This is a genomic window from Pseudomonas sp. NPDC087626 (assembly GCF_044743405.1).
Taxonomy (GTDB): Bacteria; Pseudomonadota; Gammaproteobacteria; order Pseudomonadales; family Pseudomonadaceae; genus Aquipseudomonas.
The window spans coordinates 197,066-214,389 of the sequence record NZ_JBIUWJ010000001.1 but is presented as its reverse complement, the minus strand read 5'-3'; the positions used below and the strand labels follow the sequence as shown (position 1 = coordinate 214,389).

At 63.1% G+C, this 17,324-nt stretch carries 13 protein-coding genes; 9 read left to right on the top strand and 4 right to left on the bottom strand.

All coding sequences use genetic code 11. The features are described from left to right. The first annotated feature begins 76 nt into the window (after positions 1-76). From betA to yccS, 8 genes are all read left to right on the top strand, one after another. Positions 77-1,780 (top strand): choline dehydrogenase, encoded by a 1,704-nt coding sequence (gene betA, locus ACIOVD_RS01005; protein WP_095164400.1) that lies wholly within the window; start codon positions 77-79, stop codon positions 1,778-1,780. 285 nt (positions 1,781-2,065) lie between these two features. Further along, positions 2,066-2,761: an RraA family protein gene (locus ACIOVD_RS01000; RefSeq protein WP_095147478.1), complete on the top strand. Its 696-nt coding sequence runs from the start codon at positions 2,066-2,068 to the stop codon at positions 2,759-2,761. Between the two features lie 87 nt (positions 2,762-2,848). After that, positions 2,849-4,291, top strand: a complete 1,443-nt coding sequence (locus ACIOVD_RS00995) for a TldD/PmbA family protein (RefSeq protein WP_401125586.1) — start codon at positions 2,849-2,851, stop codon at positions 4,289-4,291. Beyond that, positions 4,291-5,628, top strand: a complete 1,338-nt coding sequence (locus ACIOVD_RS00990) for a TldD/PmbA family protein (protein WP_159998337.1) — start codon at positions 4,291-4,293, stop codon at positions 5,626-5,628. The genes ACIOVD_RS00995 and ACIOVD_RS00990 overlap by 1 nt, the downstream gene beginning before the upstream one ends. A 98-nt stretch (positions 5,629-5,726) precedes the next feature. Further along, positions 5,727-7,154, top strand: coding sequence for a multidrug transporter subunit MdtD (mdtD, locus tag ACIOVD_RS00985; protein WP_095164406.1), 1,428 nt, complete (start codon positions 5,727-5,729; stop codon positions 7,152-7,154). 105 nt (positions 7,155-7,259) lie between these two features. Further along, complete coding sequence (dbpA, locus tag ACIOVD_RS00980) at positions 7,260-8,597, top strand: ATP-dependent RNA helicase DbpA (protein WP_237235031.1); 1,338 nt, start codon at positions 7,260-7,262, stop codon at positions 8,595-8,597. A gap of 158 nt (positions 8,598-8,755) precedes the next feature. Next, a complete protein-coding gene (locus tag ACIOVD_RS00975; RefSeq protein WP_401125583.1) occupies positions 8,756-9,934 on the top strand; it encodes an NAD(P)/FAD-dependent oxidoreductase in 1,179 nt (392 codons plus the stop codon). A gap of 234 nt (positions 9,935-10,168) precedes the next feature. Further along, positions 10,169-12,352 carry a YccS family putative transporter gene (gene yccS / locus ACIOVD_RS00970; RefSeq protein ID WP_095164411.1) on the top strand — a complete coding sequence of 728 codons (2,184 nt, stop codon included), beginning with the start codon at positions 10,169-10,171 and terminating at the stop codon, positions 12,350-12,352. A 157-nt stretch (positions 12,353-12,509) separates the two neighbouring features. On the opposite strand, the gene ACIOVD_RS00965 is transcribed toward yccS, so the two are convergent. Beyond that, positions 12,510-13,247, bottom strand: coding sequence for an ABC transporter substrate-binding protein (locus ACIOVD_RS00965; protein WP_159998339.1), 738 nt, complete (start codon positions 13,245-13,247; stop codon positions 12,510-12,512). Positions 13,248-13,511: 264 nt separating this feature from the next. On the opposite strand from ACIOVD_RS00965, the gene ACIOVD_RS00960 reads away from it, so the two are divergent. Then, positions 13,512-13,964 carry a GNAT family N-acetyltransferase gene (locus tag ACIOVD_RS00960; protein WP_159998341.1) on the top strand — a complete coding sequence of 151 codons (453 nt, stop codon included), beginning with the start codon at positions 13,512-13,514 and terminating at the stop codon, positions 13,962-13,964. Between the two features lie 64 nt (positions 13,965-14,028). On the opposite strand, the gene ACIOVD_RS00955 is transcribed toward ACIOVD_RS00960, so the two are convergent. The 3 genes from ACIOVD_RS00955 to ACIOVD_RS00945 are packed head-to-tail and all read right to left on the bottom strand — an operon-like array spanning position 14,029 to position 17,007. Beyond that, complete coding sequence (locus ACIOVD_RS00955) at positions 14,029-14,325, bottom strand: helix-turn-helix domain-containing protein (protein ID WP_095164416.1); 297 nt, start codon at positions 14,323-14,325, stop codon at positions 14,029-14,031. A gap of 23 nt (positions 14,326-14,348) precedes the next feature. After that, positions 14,349-14,840 (bottom strand): M48 family metallopeptidase, encoded by a 492-nt coding sequence (locus ACIOVD_RS00950; protein WP_095164418.1) that lies wholly within the window; start codon positions 14,838-14,840, stop codon positions 14,349-14,351. Between the two features lie 43 nt (positions 14,841-14,883). Beyond that, a complete protein-coding gene (locus ACIOVD_RS00945) occupies positions 14,884-17,007 on the bottom strand; it encodes a putative bifunctional diguanylate cyclase/phosphodiesterase (protein ID WP_401125579.1) in 2,124 nt (707 codons plus the stop codon). Between the last annotated feature and the right edge of the window lie 317 nt (positions 17,008-17,324).

Genomic DNA, 17,324 nt, shown 5'->3' with positions numbered 1-17,324 from the left:
CGCCTCCCCTTCTATGCACCGCTCGCTGCTCTTTCTTGCAGCTTGAAGCTTGCAGCTTGCCGCCCCCGGAGGGCCTATGTCCCAAGAATACGACTACATCATTGTGGGTGCCGGCTCCGCCGGTAACACCCTGGCGACCCGTCTGACCGAAGACGAAGGCGTCACCGTCCTGCTGCTGGAAGCCGGCGGCCCGGACTATCGTTTTGACTTCCGCACACAAATGCCCGCAGCCCTGGCGTTTCCGCTGCAAGGCCGACGCTACAACTGGGCCTACGAAACCGATCCAGAGCCACACATGGACGGTCGCCGGATGGAATGCGGTCGCGGCAAGGGCCTGGGTGGCTCGTCCCTGATCAACGGCATGTGCTACATCCGTGGCAACGCCATGGACTACGACGGCTGGGCCAAGATCCCTGGCCTGGAAGACTGGACCTACCTGGACTGCCTGCCGTATTTCCGCAAGGCGGAAACCCGCGACATCGGCGCGAACGACTACCACGGTGGCGAAGGCCCGGTCAGCGTGACCACGCCTAAAGCCGGCAACAACCCGCTGTTCCACGCGATGGTTGAAGCAGGCGTACAGGCCGGTTACCCGCGCACTGAAGACCTCAACGGCTATCAGCAAGAAGGTTTCGGTCCGATGGACCGTACCGTCACGCCTAAAGGCCGTCGCGCCAGCACCGCTCGCGGCTACCTGGACACCGCCAAGAAGCGTTCGACCCTGAACATCGTCACCCACGCCCTGACCGACAAGATTCTGTTTGAAGGCAAGCGTGCGGTCGGCGTGCGTTACCTGGTCGGCAGCGCCGAAGAGCGGGTTGAAGCCCGTGCCCGCAAGGAAGTGCTGGTGTGCAGCGGCGCGATTGCGTCCCCGCAACTGCTGCAACGTTCCGGCGTCGGCCCGGCCCAGCTCCTGGAAAGCCTGGACATCCCAGTAGTTCACGACCTGCCGGGCGTGGGCGAGAACCTGCAGGATCACCTTGAGCTGTACCTGCAATACGCCTGCACCCAGCCGGTGTCCCTGTACCCCTCGCTGCTCTGGTACAACCAACCGGCCATCGGTGCCGAGTGGCTGTTCAACGGCACCGGGATCGGCGCCAGCAACCAGTTCGAAGCCGGCGGTTTCATCCGCACCCGTCCTGACTTCGAGTGGCCGAACATCCAGTACCACTTCCTGCCGGTGGCGATTAACTACAACGGCAGCAACGGGGTGAAAGAGCACGGTTTTCAGGCACACATGGGCTCCATGCGTTCACCAAGCCGCGGGCGGATCCAGGTCAAGTCCAAGGACCCACGCCAGCACCCGAGCATCCTGTTCAACTACATGGCCAGCGAGCAGGACTGGCAGGAATTCCGTGATGGCATCCGCCTGACCCGGGAAATCATGCAACAACCGGCCCTGGACGCGTTCCGTGGTCGCGAGCTGAGCCCGGGCATCGAGGTGCAAACCGACGAGCAACTGGACACCTTCATCCGCGAGCACGCCGAAACCGCGTTCCACCCGTCCTGCTCGTGCAAGATGGGCACCGACGAGATGGCAGTGGTCGATGGTGAAGGTCGCGTCCACGGGATGCAGGGCCTGCGCGTTGTCGATGCCTCGATCATGCCGCTGATCACCACCGGCAACCTGAACGCACCAACGATCATGATCGCCGAGAAAATCGCCGACAAGATCCGCGGTCGCCAGCCGTTGCCACGCAGCCAGGCCAAGTACTACGTCGCGGGAGAAGCCCCGGTACGTGGCAAGCCGCTGCGTGAAGTGAGCCGGACCGCGCAGTAATAGTTAGATCACCGCGCGTCTATCGCGGGCAAGCCGCAAGCGGGCGCCCGCTCCCACAAGGATCCAGGTGTGTCCACACATGTTGTGTCGACCCAAGAACCTGTGGGAGCGGGCGCCCGCTTGCGGCTTGCCCGCGATGGCCTGCTACCCAACGCTACTCATCCCCCGCCTACACCGCCCCACCCTTGCCCCTACCCCCCGCGCCGGCCTACTCTAGGCACCGCGCAAACGTTTCACCCCCGCCCCACCGACAAGCCGCCACCTGGCTGGCCACGAGGCTTACTCATGTTTGATGTCGTGTCTTCGAGCAAATGGCCCACCGGCTATCTGATCAATCCCAACGTAGAACCCCTCGATCCAAAATGGCTGACCGAGTTCAGCAAGATCCCCGCCGCCGCAGTCAGTGACTGCCTGGGACGCAACGTCGGAGGCCTGGGGCTCAAGGCCTTCCATGGCAATGCACCGATGCTCGGCAGTGCCCTGACTGTGCGCGTACGCCCCGGCGACAACCTGATGATCCTCAAGGCCATGCAGATGGCCCGTCCCGGTGACGTACTGGTGATCGACGGCAGCGCCGACCTGACCCGCGCCGTGTTCGGCGGCATCATGCGCGCCATGGCGCTCAAGGCCGGTATCGTCGGCGTGGTGATCAACGGCGCCCTGCGCGACCTCGACGAATGGCAGACCGGCGAGCTGCCGGCCTATGCCATCGGTGGCGTGCACCGGGGCCCGAGCACCGACGGTGGTGGCGAGATCAACGTACCGATCTCCTGCGCCGGCATGCTGGTAGCGCCTGGCGACCTGATGATCGGCGACGGTGACGGCGTCGTCGCCGCTGCCCGCGCCGAATTGCCGGAACTGTTGGTGCGTTGCCACGACCTGCTGGCCCGCGAACAGGCTACGCTTGCCGCTATCGAAGCCGGCACCCTGGACCCGGATCGTTTCGACGCCATCCTGCGCGCCAAGGGTTGCCCGGTCTGACGCCAAAAGCATCGCGAGCAAGCTCGCTCCCACAGGTTCGAGGTTGGATCACAAAACCTGTGATCCAACCCACAAGGAGGTTCGTGCATGTTCGATTTCCACCCCCAGCTCAAGCAGCGCTTCGCTGCCCTGCGCACCGGCGCTGAATTTTTTTCGCTGCGCTACGTGCGCGAGTCTGGCCAGTACCTGTCGGTACGCAAGAACGTCGCCGAGCCACCTCACCTGAGCCGCGACGAAGGCGCGATGCTGACCGCCCGGGTCAATGGCGTCGAGGCCTATGCCGCGACCAACGACCTGTCGCCCGCCGGCCTGCAGGCCGCCCTCGACCGCGCCGAACAACAGGCCCGCGCGCTCGCGGCCCACGCCCTGCTCGATCTGCGCCAGCACACCGTCTCCAGCGAACGTGGCGACTACCTGTCACCGGATCTGCAACAGCCCTTCCCGTCCCTCAGCGAGTGCTACCAACTGCTCGGCGCCGAATCCGCCGCCGTGCCCAAGGACGAGCGCCTGGTGAACTGGCAGGTCAGCATCGGCATCAACCATGTCGAGCAGATTTACCTCAACAGTGCCGGCGCCGAACTGCGCCAGGCGCAACGTTTTGTCTACCCGGGCCTGGACGTCACCGCCTACGACGGCAATGACAGCCAGACCCGCAGCCTGGGCCGCGAGAACTTCGGCCAGCAAGGCAGCGCCGACGTCATCAGTCGTTGCGGGCTGATCGGCGCCGGCCCCCTGGTCGCCGACCAGGCCCTGCAACTGCTGCTCGCCCCCAACACCCCGCAAGGCCCGCGCGACCTGCTGCTGATGCCCGACCAGATGATGCTGCAGATTCACGAATCCATCGGCCACCCGCTGGAACTGGACCGCATCCTCGGTGACGAGCGCAATTACGCCGGCACCAGCTTCGTCAAGGCCAGCGACTTCGGCCACCTGCAATATGGTTCCAGGCTGCTCAACGTGACCTTCGACCCGGACATTCCCGAAGAGCTCGCCAGCTACGGCCATGACGACGACGGTACTGCCGCCAGCAAGCAGTTCCTGATCCGCGAGGGCCGGCTGGAGCGTCCGTTGGGCGGTGCGCTGTCGCAGTTTCGCGCCGGTCTCGACGGCGTCGCCAACAGCCGCGCCTGCGGCTGGAACCGGCCGCCGATCGACCGCATGGCCAACCTCAACATCGAACCGGGCGAGCAGTCCCTGGAACAACTGATTGGCGGCATCGAACACGGCGTGCTGATGTCGACCAACCGCTCCTGGTCCATCGACGATGCGCGCAACAAGTTCCAGTTCGGCTGCGAGTGGGGCCAACTGATCGAGAACGGCGAACTCAAGGGCGTGGTGAAGAATCCCAACTACCGGGGCATCAGCGCGCAGTTCTGGAACAACCTCAGTGCCGTAGGCGACCGCAGTACGCTCAAGGTGCTGGGCACGCCGAACTGTGGCAAAGGCGAACCGAACCAGGTGATCCGCGTGGGTCATGCCTCGCCGGCCTGCGTATTCAGCAACATTGATGTGTTTGGGGGAGATGCCTGATGAGCAGCGCATTGAGTCAGGTCGAACAGTTCAAGGCCCTGGTGTCGTGGCTGCGCAGCGCCCTGCGCGAGTCGGAGCAATTCACCTTGAGCTATGCCGCCGAATCCTCGGCGTTTGTACGCTTCAACCACGCCAAGGTGCGCCAGGCCGGAGAGGTGCAACAGGCCAGCCTGGGCTTCAAGCTGATCGACGAGGGCCGGCATGCCGACCTCAACATCACCCTGGCTGGCGACCCGCAAGTCGACCAGTTGCGTCTGGCCGAGGGTCTGCAGCAATTGCGCGAGACCCTGCCCTTGCTGCCACCGGACCCGTACCTACTGCTCAACCACAATGGCTGGCAGAGCAAGCAAGTGCAGGAGCATCCGTTGCCGGACACCGCCCAGGTGGTGGAACAGATCGCCCGCGCGGCCGAAGGCCTGGACCTGGTCGGTTTTTATGCCGCCGGCCCCATCAGCCGGGGTTTCGCCAGCTCGGCTGGGGCTTTCGGTTGGCACCAGGCCAACAGCTTCAACTTCGATTTCAGCCTGTTCCACGCCAACGGCCAGGCGGTAAAGGCCAGCTACGCTGGGCACGACTGGAGCGATGCCGGTTTTGCCAAGCGCTTCGAACAGGCGCGCGAGCAACTGGAGTATCTGGGCCGCCCCCTGCATACCCTGGCACCCGGGCAATACCGGGCCTACCTGGCACCCGCCGCGCTCGACGAGATTCTCGGCATGCTCTGCTGGGGTGGGTTCTCGGCGCAGTCGATTGCCAGCAAAAGCAGTCCGTTGCAAAAACTCTACGGCGGCGACCAGCACTTCAGCCCGCTGCTGGATCTTGCGGAGAAAGTCAGCGGTTCCCTGAGCCCGGCATTTTCCGGCGAGGGCTACCCACGCAGCGACCTGGCATTGATTGTCGCCGGCGCGGCAGGTGAACAACTGGTGAGCTCGCGCAGTGCTGCCGAGTATGGCCTGACCGCCAACGGTGCCGGCGGCGGTGAGTCGCCCAGCGCCTTGAACATGGCCGCCGGCACCTTGCCCGAAGCCGAGATTCTCAAGCAACTGGGCACCGGCCTGTACATCAGCAACCTGTGGTACCTGAACTACTCGGACCAGCCGGCCGCGCGCCTGACGGGCATGACCCGTTTCGCCACCTTCTGGGTCGAGAACGGCGAGATCCAGGCACCGGTCAGCACCATGCGTTTCGACGACAGCGCCTACAGCCTGCTGGGCTCGCAACTGGAAGCGCTGACCCAGGAGCGCGAGCTGATTCTGTCGGCCAGCACCTACGACCAGCGCGCCACGGCATCGGCGTTGCTGCCAGGCGCGCTGGTCAGCCGCTTGACCCTGACCCTGTAAACACAATCCGTAGCAGCTGGCGAAGCCTGCGTTCGCCAGCCGCGACAGGGGTTCCATCGCTCTGCGGCTGATGTCATCAAATAATGCCTAGAGGTCCCATGCCCAATCGCCCCGACCTGGACGCCACCACCGCCCGCTGGATTCCCTGGGTGGTGGCGATTGCGTTTTTCATGCAGTCCCTCGACGGGACCATCCTCAACACCGCCCTGCCCGCCATGGCCCGCGACCTGGCCGAAGACCCATTGCGCATGCAGGGTGTGATCATTGCCTACATGCTCACCGTGGCATTGCTGATTCCCGCTTCGGGGTGGATAGCCGACCGCTTCGGCACCAAGAAGATCTTCTTCGGTGCGATCCTGCTGTTCAGCTTTGGCTCCCTGCTCTGCGCGCTGTCGGAGACCCTGAGCATGCTGATCGGCGCCCGGGTGATCCAAGGCCTGGGCGGCGCCTTGATGCTGCCGGTCGGGCGCCTGGTGGTGCTGCGCGCCTACCCGCGTTCGGAGCTGGTGCGGATCATGGGGTTCATCACCATTCCCGGTCTGCTCGGCCCGCTGATCGGGCCGACCATGGGCGGCTGGATGGTGCAGTACCTGACCTGGCACTGGATCTTCCTGATCAACCTGCCCGTGGGCCTGGTCGGTTGCTACGCCGTCTGGAAGTTCATCCCCGACCTGCGGGGCAGTGAGCGCACGCGTTTCGATGGCCTGGGCTTCGTGCTGTTCGGCGCGGCCATGGTGCTGATTACCATCGCTATGGAAGGGTTGGGCGAACTGCACCTGCCGCACCTGCGGGTGATGTTGCTGCTGTTTGGTGGCATGGCCTGCCTGGCGGCCTACTGGCTGCGGGCCGGACACATCGACAATCCGCTGTTCGCGCCGTCGCTGTTCAAGACCCGGACCTTTGCGGTGGGCATCCTGGGCAACCTGTTCGCCCGCCTGGGCAGCGGTGCATTGCCGTTCCTGGTGCCGTTGCTGCTGCAAGTGGCGCTGGGTTATTCGCCCTCCCAGGCCGGGATGAGCATGTTGCCGCTGGCCGCGGCCGCGATGCTTGCCAAGTCGGTGGCGCGACCGTTGATCGAGCGTTTTGGCTACCGCATCGTGCTCACCGGCAACACCCTGGCGCTGGGGATCATGCTGGCAAGCATGGGTTTGGTCAGCGAGCAGACGCCATATTGGCTGTTGCTGGTGCACCTGGGAGTTCTCGGGGCAATCAACTCCCTGCAGTTCACCGCGATGAACACCGTGACCCTGATCGACCTTGACGACGCCAGCGCCAGCAGCGGCAACAGCCTGCTGTCGGTGGTCGCGCAACTGTCCCTGAGCCTTGGGGTAGCCTGTGCCGGTGCGTTGCTTGGCGGCTTTACCGCCGAGGTCGGCAACGATGGCGTGGAGACCATTCTCGGGGCATTCCAGATGACCTTTGTCACCGTGGGCATCATGGCGATGCTGGCCGCGACGATCTTCTCCCAGCTGTCCAGAGAAGACGGACGGCGCGTCAAACGTCCGGAACAGCACATCGAACCTTAGGGCGAATGGCCACCGGGCTGGTACACTGCGCGACATTTTGTTTTGCAGGCCAGTCCCGTGACCACCATCGCCACCGCTTTTAATACTTTGCCGCTGTCCGCCGCCATGCTGGCTAACCTCGACTCTTTGGGTTATGCCGAGATGACGCCGATCCAGGCGCAAAGCTTGCCGGTGATCCTCAAGGGGATGGATCTGATCGCCCAGGCCAAGACCGGCAGCGGCAAGACCGCCGCCTTTGGTATCGGCCTGCTGAACCCGATCAATCCGCGCTTCTTCGGTTGCCAGGCGCTGGTCATCTGCCCGACCCGCGAACTGGCCGACCAGGTCGCCAAGGAAATCCGTCGCCTGGCCCGCGCCGAAGACAACATCAAGGTCCTGACCCTGTGTGGCGGCGTGTCATTCGGCCCGCAGATCGGCTCCCTGGAGCACGGCGCGCACATCATCGTCGGCACCCCGGGCCGCATCCAGCAACACCTGCGCAAGGGTTCGCTGGTCCTGCACGGCCTGAACACGCTGATCCTCGACGAAGCCGACCGCATGCTCGACATGGGTTTCTACGATTCCATCGAAGAAATCATTGCCCAGAGCCCGGAGCGCCGCCAGACCCTGCTGTTCTCCGCCACTTACCCGGTGGGCATCAAGCAACTGGCCGCCAAGTTCATGCGCAACCCGCAGCAAGTGAAGGCCGAGGCGTTCCACGACGACAGCCAGATCGAACAGCGCTTCTTCGAGATTTCCCCGGAAGAGCGCATGGACGCCGTGGTCAAGGTGCTTGCGCACTACCGTCCGCAGTCCACCGTGGCCTTCTGCTTCACCAAGCAGCAAGTGCAGGAAACCGTCGACCACCTGACCGCCAAGGGCATCTCTGCCGTCGGCCTGCACGGTGACCTGGAGCAACGTGACCGTGACCAGGTCCTGGCGATGTTCGCCAACCGCAGCACCTCGGTCCTGGTCGCCACTGATGTGGCTGCCCGCGGCCTGGACATCGATGCGCTGGACATGGTGATCAACGTCGAGCTGGCCCGGGATTCGGAAATCCACATCCACCGCGTCGGCCGTACCGGTCGTGCCGGTGAAAAAGGTATCGCAATCAGCCTGGTGGCGCCGTCCGAAGCGCACCGCGCCCAGGCCATCGAGCTGCTGCAGAAGTCGCCGCTGAGCTGGGATCAACTGAGCAACCTGCCCTCCCAGGGCGGTGGTCCGCTGCTGCCGGCCATGAGCACCCTGTGCATCGGTGCCGGGCGCAAGGACAAGGTTCGTCCGGGCGACATCCTCGGCGCACTGACCGGCGACGCCGGCGTGCCGGGTGCCCAGGTCGGCAAGATCGCCATCTTCGACTTCCAGGCCTACGTGGCCGTGGACCGCAGCATCGCCAAGCAGGCTGTGCAGCGCTTGAGCGAAGGCAAGATCAAGGGCCGCTCGTTGCGCGTGCGGATTTTGTAAGCGATCTTCATCCCAACGAAGATCCCTGTGGGAGCGGGCTTGCCCGCGATAGCGGACTGACAGACAACATCAATGTTGGATGTGCCAGCCCCATCGCGGGCAAGCCCGCTCCCACATTGGTTTGTCGGTGAATTAAAAATTTGTGTGAGGACACCGTTTTGCGCTCTACCGAAGTCGTGATCATTGGCGCTGGCGCCGCAGGGTTGATGTGTGCACTGACCGCCGCTGGGCGCGGGCGCAAGGTGTTGTTGCTGGACCACGCCAACAAGGCCGGCAAGAAAATCCTCATGTCGGGCGGTGGGCGCTGCAACTTCACCAACATGTACACCGAACCGAGCAATTTTCTCTCGCAGAATGCGCATTTCTGCAAATCCGCCCTGGCCCGCTACACCCAGTGGGATTTCATTGGCATGGTGGCCAAGCATGGCGTGCCGTACCACGAGAAGAAGCTCGGCCAACTGTTCTGCGATAACAAGTCCAGTGACATCCTCGAGATGCTGCTCAGCGAGTGCGAACAGGCCGGCGTCAGCCTGCACCTGGACACCTCGATCCAGACCATCGAGAAACTCGCCAGCGGCTACCTGCTGGACACCACCCTCGGCCAATTGACTTGCGAGTCCCTGGTGATCGCCACCGGCGGCCTGTCGATCCCGACCCTGGGTGCCACGGGCTTCGGTTATCAGGTCGCCCGCCAGTTCGGTCACGAACTGCTGCCGACCCGCGCTGGCCTGGTGCCGTTCACCATTACCGACCAGCTCAAGGAGCTATGCGGCGAGTTGTCCGGCACCTCGGTGGACTGTCTGGTGAGCTGCAACGAGCAGAGTTTCCGCGAGAACATCCTGTTCACCCACCGCGGCCTCAGCGGTCCGGCGATCCTGCAGATTTCTTCATTCTGGCAGTCCGGCGACACGCTTGAAATCAACCTGATGCCCGACCACGACGTACCGGCCTGGCTGCAACAACAGCAAGCCGAACGGCCGAACAGCGAGCTGAAAACCTTGCTTGGCGAGATCTTCACCAAGAAGATGGCCAACCTGCTGGCTGACAACTGGTTCGTCTCCAAGCCGATGAAGCAGTACACCCACGCTGAAATTGCCGAGATCGCCGACAAGCTGGCGAGCTGGCAGCTAGTACCGGCCGGTACCGAAGGCTACCGCACTGCCGAGGTCACCCTGGGCGGTGTCGACACCCATGAAGTGTCCTCCAAGACCATGGAATCGCTGAAAAGCCCCGGGCTGTACTTCATCGGCGAAGTGCTGGATGTCACCGGCCACCTGGGCGGCTTCAACTTCCAGTGGGCCTGGGCTTCGGGCTACGCAGCGGCGCAGTACGTCTGACACCCCACGGCCCTGTAGGAGCGGGTGCCCGCTTGCGGCTTGCTCGCGATGACGGATTAACATTCAACAGTGATGTTGGCCGTTAGACCGCTATCGCGAGCAAGCTCGGCTCCTACAGGGGGCGTGTTTACCAGGGAAGGAACAGATTTTGCTGTCAGATGTGATCGACGCCATTGCGTCGGCGTCATTACTGGCTCAATTTAGCGTCATTGCCCCGGAAGGCCTTCGCACTTCATGCCATCGACTTCGTTTCGTCAGTCTCTGCGTCGCCTTTGGGCACTGGATAAATTCAGCTACAGCGTGCGGGTGTTCATCGCCCTGACCGGCAGCATGGCGCTGTGCTGGTACCAGGATGAGATGGGCCTGCTGATTCCGCTGTTCCTGGGGATTATCGCCAGCGCCCTGGCCGAAACCGACGACAGCTGGCAAGGCCGGCTCAATGCGCTGGCGGTCACGCTGGTGTGTTTCAGTGTCGCGGCGTTCTCGGTCGAACTGTTATTCCCCTACCCCTATATCTTCGTGTGCGCGCTGGCGCTGGCCAGTTTCGGCCTGACCATGCTCGGCGCCCTGGGCGAGCGGTATGGGGCGATTGCCTCGGCAACCTTGATTCTCTCGGTCTACACCATGATTGGCGTTGACCAGCGCGGCGGCGCGGTCACCGATCTGTGGCACGAGCCGCTGCTGCTGGTGGCCGGGGCAGCGTGGTACGGCCTGCTCTCGGTGTTGTGGCAGGCGCTGTTTTCCAACCAGCCAGTGCAACAAAGCCTGGCGCGGCTGTTCCGCGAGCTGGGGTTTTACCTCAAGCTCAAGTCAGCGCTGTTCGAGCCCGTCCGGCAGATGGACGTCGAGGCCCGGCGCCTCGAACTGGCGCAGCAGAACGGCCGAGTGGTGGCCGCCCTGAACGCCGCCAAGGAAATCATCCTGCACCGGGTCGGCAATGGCCGGCCGGGGTCGAAGGTCAGCCGTTACCTGAAGCTGTACTTCCTCGCCCAGGACATCCACGAACGCGCCAGCTCCTCGCACTACCCCTACAACGCCCTGGCCGACGCCTTCTTCCACAGTGACGTGCTGTTCCGCTGCCAGCGCCTGCTGCGCCAGCAAGGCAAGGCCTGCCGGGCGCTGGCCGAGTCGATCCAGATGCGCCAGCCGTTCGTCTACGATGCCAGCTTCGCCCAGGCCCTCAGCGACCTCGATGCGTCCCTGGAGCACCTGCGCATCCAGAGCAATCCAGCCTGGCGCGGCCTGCTGCGCTCCTTGCGCGCCTTGGCCGCCAACCTTGGCACTCTCGACCGCCTGCTCAGCGATGCCAGCAACCCCGACAGCCTGGCCGACGCTACCGACAGCAGCCTGCTCGACCGCTCGCCGCGCAACCTCAAGGATGTCTGGGTCCGCCTGCGCACCCAGCTGACGCCCACCTCCCTGCTATTCCGGCATGCCCTGCGCCTGCCCCTGGCGTTGACCATCGGCTACGCCATGGTGCATTTGATCCACCCCTCGCAGGGCTACTGGATCATCCTCACCACGCTGTTTGTCTGCCAACCGAACTACGGCGCGACCCGACGCAAACTCGGGCAACGGATCATCGGCACCGCCATCGGCCTGACCGTGGCCTGGGCGCTGTTCGACCTGTTCCCCAATCCACTGGTGCAATCGTGCTTCGCGATTGCCGCCGGGGTCGTGTTCTTTATCAACCGCACCACCCGCTACACCCTGGCCACGGCGGCAATCACGGTGATGGTGCTGTTCTGCTTCAACCAGGTCGGTGACGGCTACGGGCTGTTCCTGCCGCGCCTGTTCGATACCTTGCTCGGCAGCCTGATCGCCGGCCTGGCGGTGTTCCTGTTCCTGCCGGACTGGCAAGGCCGTCGGCTGAACAAGGTGTTGGCCAACACCCTGACCTGCAACAGCATCTACTTGCGCCAAATCATGCAGCAGTATGCCGCCGGCAAACGCGACGACCTGGCCTACCGCCTGGCTCGCCGCAATGCGCACAACGCCGATGCCGCCCTGTCCACCACCCTGGCCAACATGCTCATGGAGCCTGGGCATTTTCGTAAGGAAGCGGACGTCGGCTTCCGCTTCCTGGTGCTGTCCCACACCTTGCTCAGCTACCTCTCGGGCCTGGGCGCGCACCGCGAGACCCAGCTCCCGGATGAAGTCCGCGAGCACCTGATCGAAGGTGCCGGCGTCAGCCTGGCGGCGAGCATCGACGAAATCGCCCAGGGCCTGGCAAGCAAACTGCCGATCGCCATTCACAGTGACACCGAAGAAGCCCTGGCCGCGGAGCTTGAGCAGATGCCGGACGAAATCGATGAAGGCCAGCGCCTGGTGCAGAGCCAACTGGCATTGATCTGCCGTCAACTCGGGCCGTTAAGGACGCTGGCGGCGCATTTGATCAAGGATACTCGCCAGGATTGATCGTCGGGGTGCCTGAGGAGGCCCCATCGCGGGCAAGCCCGCTCCCAAAGTGGTTCTGGGGTGCTCGCGAATTTTGCACGCGCCACACTCGCTTGCGGCCTGCCAGCGATAACTGTGGGGGACGGCCCCATCGCTAGCAGGCTAGCCCCACAGGGCTTTACATCCCATGCTGGCGGAGCAGCCGGTCGTAGCTGCCATCGGCCTTCATCTCGGCGATTTCCCGGTCGAACCCGGCGACTATCTTCGCGTGGTCCGGGTTCTTCAGGCTGACCAGAATGTGCAGGCTGTTTTCGCTCAAGGGCCTGGGCAGGAACTCCACCGAGTTACGTACCTTGGGTGATTCGCGCGCCAGGAAATAGCGGGCGACGTACTCGTCCTCCAGCGTCAGTTGCACCCGGTCAGCCGCCAGCATGCGCACGGCCATGGCGAAGTTATGCACCGGGACCTTCTGCAGGGCCGCGTCGCCGTCGAACTCCGGGGAATAGGCATAACCGCGTACAACCGCAATCGGGTAGGTGTGCAACTGCTGCAGGTTGTTGTATTCGATGGGTGCATCCCTGCGCTTGAGAAAGCGGATGCGATTGAGCAGGTATTCGGCCGAATACTGCCCAAGCTCGGTGCGCTCCGCGTTGTACCAGGCATTCACCAGCACGTCGTAGCGCCCTTCGCCCAAACCCAGCAACGCCCTGGCCCAAGGCACTTGCTGGAAATCACTGGCATAACCGGCCCGCGCCAGCGCGGTGCTGACGATATCGGTGGCCAATCCGCCATTGACCAACGTCGCGTCAGTGAAGGGCGGCCAGGCATCGGCAACTAGCCGCAGCTTGTCCGCTGCAGCGCTCTGGCTCAGCAACAGCAGACCAATCAAGGCGAAGGCTCGAAGCAATCGCGGCATGCCCAGGGATCCTTAGAGGGCGCGAAGCCCAGCGTATTTGTAGCCGAACTCGATATCTCGTACACCGACTGACGGCGACCGCCCAGGCTATAACAATAGCCGAGCATGGCCTCGGCGATTCGCCTCAAAACAGATTACACAAAGATGACGAAGCCGCGCGAAATGAATGATGGCATTTTGGTCTTTGTCACAGAATTTCCTGCAGGCAAGACATCCAGAAGCCAGACGCTTAGTATCAGGACCAGACTTTCAAAGGACGCGAAGATGACAGTTGAATGGGTTTGCAAACACCACAGTGACCTGGGCAAAGAGCAGCTTTATGCCATTTTGCAGTTGCGTACACAGGTGTTCGTGGTCGAACAGAAGTGCGCCTACCAGGAAGTCGATGGCCAGGACCTGGACAGCGACACCTGCCACTTGATGGCCTGGGACGGTGATCAACTGGTGGCCTATCTACGCCTGCTCGACCCCACCTCGCAAGGCGGTGACGTGGTGCTCGGCCGAGTGGTGATTGCACCGCAGGCCCGGGGCCAGGGGCTGGGTCATGAGCTAATGGCGCAGGCGCTCAAGCAGGCCGAAAAATACTGGCCGCAGACTCCGATCTACCTGTCGGCCCAGGCCCATCTGCAGGGGTACTACGGGCGTTATGGGTTTGCCGTGGCCGGTGAGCAATACCTGGAAGACGGCATCGCGCATATCGGCATGCGGCGGCCCTGAAGGCCTTTGCGCAGGGTAGGTGCTGGTTGGCCAGCGAAGACGCCAGCACTACCAGCGCAAACACTCAGGGATAACCCAACACCGCCTTGATCTGGCGCAGATGCTGTTCGATCCAGCGCGGATCGATCGCCCCCCACTCGCGAATGCAGTAACGTCCGGCGTGGTTGCGCGCGCCCTCCTCCTGCTCGAACTCACAGACCACATCCAGGTCCGCCAGGGCGGCAATGGTGTCCTGGGCCGTGCGCCGGGGCATGCCGGTGACTTCGGTCAGTGCCGGGACACTGCTGGCCAGCCCGCTGTCGATCAGGTACGCCACGTACAGGCGGCGGTAGAAGCTGCTCTTGGTCTTGCTCACGTCCATCCAGACACTCCTGCTGGTGATGATTACTGCATGTCCCGCCAGGTCAGATAAACCCGCAAATCGAATTCCAACTGGTGGTAACCGGGCAGCATGTGTTCGCACAACTTGTAGAACGCCTTGTTGTGGTCGGACTCTTTGAAATGCGCAAGCTCATGCACCACGATCATCTTGAGGAACTGCGGCGCGGCATCCTTGAACAAAGAGGCAATGCGGATTTCTTTCTTGGCCTTGAGCTTGCCGCCCTGCACCCGTGAGATTGCGGTATGCAGGCCAAGTGCACGATGGGTCAGGTCCAGGCGGTTGTCGAACAGCACTTTGTCGATCGCCGGTGCGTTGCGCAGGTATTCCTGCTTGAGCTCCAGCGCATAGGTGTACAGCGCCTTGTCACTCTGCACGGCGTGCTTGTCCGGGTAGCGTTGGCTCAGGTAGGCGCCCAGCCGATCCTGCTCGATCAGTTGATGCACCTGCTGTTGCAAGGCGGCGGGATACGCCTGGAGGTATTTGAGCGCGGTCATGGGACAACAACAAAAGTCACGAAAGGCCGCCAGTGTAGCGAATTCAGGCGCTCGCCGCGCTCCAGTCGAATGGCTGCACAAAGTCCCTGACTTCGTCCGCCATCAATGGCCGCGCCACCAGGCAACCCTGGGCAAAGGGACAACCATTGGCCAGCAGCCACTGATACTGGGCAATCGATTCGACCCCTTCGGCGATCACCAGCACGCCGAATTGCCTGGCCAGCTCGATGATGTTTCGCACCAGCGCTGCATCCCGCGGCGAGTCCAGGACCCTGGCGATCAGATGTCGGTCCAGCTTCAAGGTATCGAGCTCGACATCACGCAGATGGGTCAGCGAACAAGGCCCCGAGCCAAAGTCGTCGAGCGCCACCCGCACCCCGAGGTTGCGCAGCAGGCGCAGTTGCTTGCGCGCTTCATCGGGGTTATGCAGCAAGGCCTCTTCGGTGATTTCCACCTCCAATTGACGGGGTAGCAACTGATGGCGCTCCAGCACCAGCCGCAACTCAGTGGCCAGGTTAGGCATGCAGAACTGGGTGTTGCTCAGGCTGACCGCCAGCACCATGTCTTGGCTGAACAGCTTGTCCCAGGCCTTTCGCTGCTGGGCACTGCTCTGGTAGATCCAACTGCCGAGGCGGCTGATCAGTTGCGCTTCTTCCAGCAGCGGCAAGAACAGCCCCGGCGAAACGTCGCCGACACTGGGATGCTGCCAGCGCAGCAAGGCCTCGAACCCGCGTATGCGCCCATCGGCCAATGAAACCTGAGGCTGGTAGACCAGGTTGAAATCCTTGTGCTCGATGGCCGAACGCACGCTCTCCTCGAGCATCAAGCGGGTCCGCGCGCGGCCATTCATGTCGTGGTCGTAGAAGCGGTACTGCTGGCGACCTGCGCGCTTGGCCTCATACATGGCGATATCGGCGGTACGCAGCAAGTCGTCGAGGCTGGCGCCGCAATCCGGATACGTGGCGATGCCGATGCTCGCGCCCAGCGCTACGTCCAGCCCGTCAATCTGCTGACAGATCGACACCCGCTCTATGAGTTTCTCCGCCATTTTCGCCGCTTGCTCGGCGAACTCGAGGTCAAGTAGCGCGGTGAACTCATCGCCGCCCATGCGCCCCAGGATATCGAAGGGGCGCAGGCAGGCCTTCAACTGTTCCGCGACCCAGCGCAGCACCCGATCGCCGGCGTCGTGCCCCAACGAATCATTGACCCGCTTGAAGCCATCCAGATCCAGGTACAGCAACACCCAGACACTGCCCGCGCGCTCGCCGCGCAGCAGCAGGTTTTCCGTAGCCTGGTAGAACCCCCGGCGGTTGAGCAGGCCGGTCAGCGGATCGGTGACCGCCTGGAACTCCAGTTGCTGATGCAGGTGGCAGACCACCGACATGTCGAGCACGGTGACCACCATCGCCCGCTGCTCGGACGGCAGCGGCGCACACGACAGTGCCACTGGCACTTGCTGCCCGGACGCGGTACGCAGCATCGCATCATGGGCGCGCCAGGTTTCGCCGCGACGGTAGTGGGCATGGATGTCCGAACCGGCCCACAGGGTGATCGGCGGCTTTTGCAGAAAGTCGATGAAACCTGTCCCCTGTAGCTCGTCGACCCTGGCACTGAGCAAGCGGCACATCGCCGGGTTGGCAAAGCGCACTCGCCCGTCCTCGCCCACCACCAGGATGCCTTCGGCGGCATTCTCCAGTACCGAGGCGTTAAAGGCCCGCGCCGCCTCCAGGTCCTGGCTCAACTGCTGCAGTGCCCGGCGGCTGCGCTGATGCTCAAGCAGGGCCTGGACCTTGGGCTTGAGTATCTGTGGGTCACACGGTTTGAACAGGTAGTCCACCGCGCCATGGGCATAGCCCTTGATCACGGCGTCCGGGGATTGCTCGTTAGCGGTCAGGAAAATGATCGGGGTCAACTGGGTGCGTTGGCTGCCGCGCATCAGGCGGGCCACTTCGAAACCATCCATGCCCGGCATCTGCACATCCAGCAGTACCAGGTCGACCTCATGTTCGAGTAACAGGTTCAGGGCTTCCAGGCCCGAGGCAGCAGTCATCACCTGCCAATCCTGGCGCTGCAGCAACGCACGCATGCTGACCAGGTTTTCCGGGTAATCATCAACGATCAAAAGAACCGAGCGGCCGTCACCTGGCTTGGGTTGCGCGCATTCCATGCTGCTTCTCTTTCTGGGGAGGGGTGAAACGGCTTACCGAAAAAACCGGACAAACGTTGTGTGTTTCACTTTAGACCGGGATTTGTCCAATCAGTAGGTATCAACACGCCATCACCGCATCAAAGCAGGCGGCTCCCGACTAACGGACTGTCTTTGCAGGCCCCGCAGACCGCTACGTGTGGCACGTCGCCATTTAGCTGGCGCCAATTAACCTCCAGGCGGGCCTTAACAAAGCACCCTCCCGGGCTTATAAAGGCCGCCCCCAAGATGGGCGGGCCAGAGCTTCCCCCGCGCCATTTCAGCCAGTACTCGTGGAA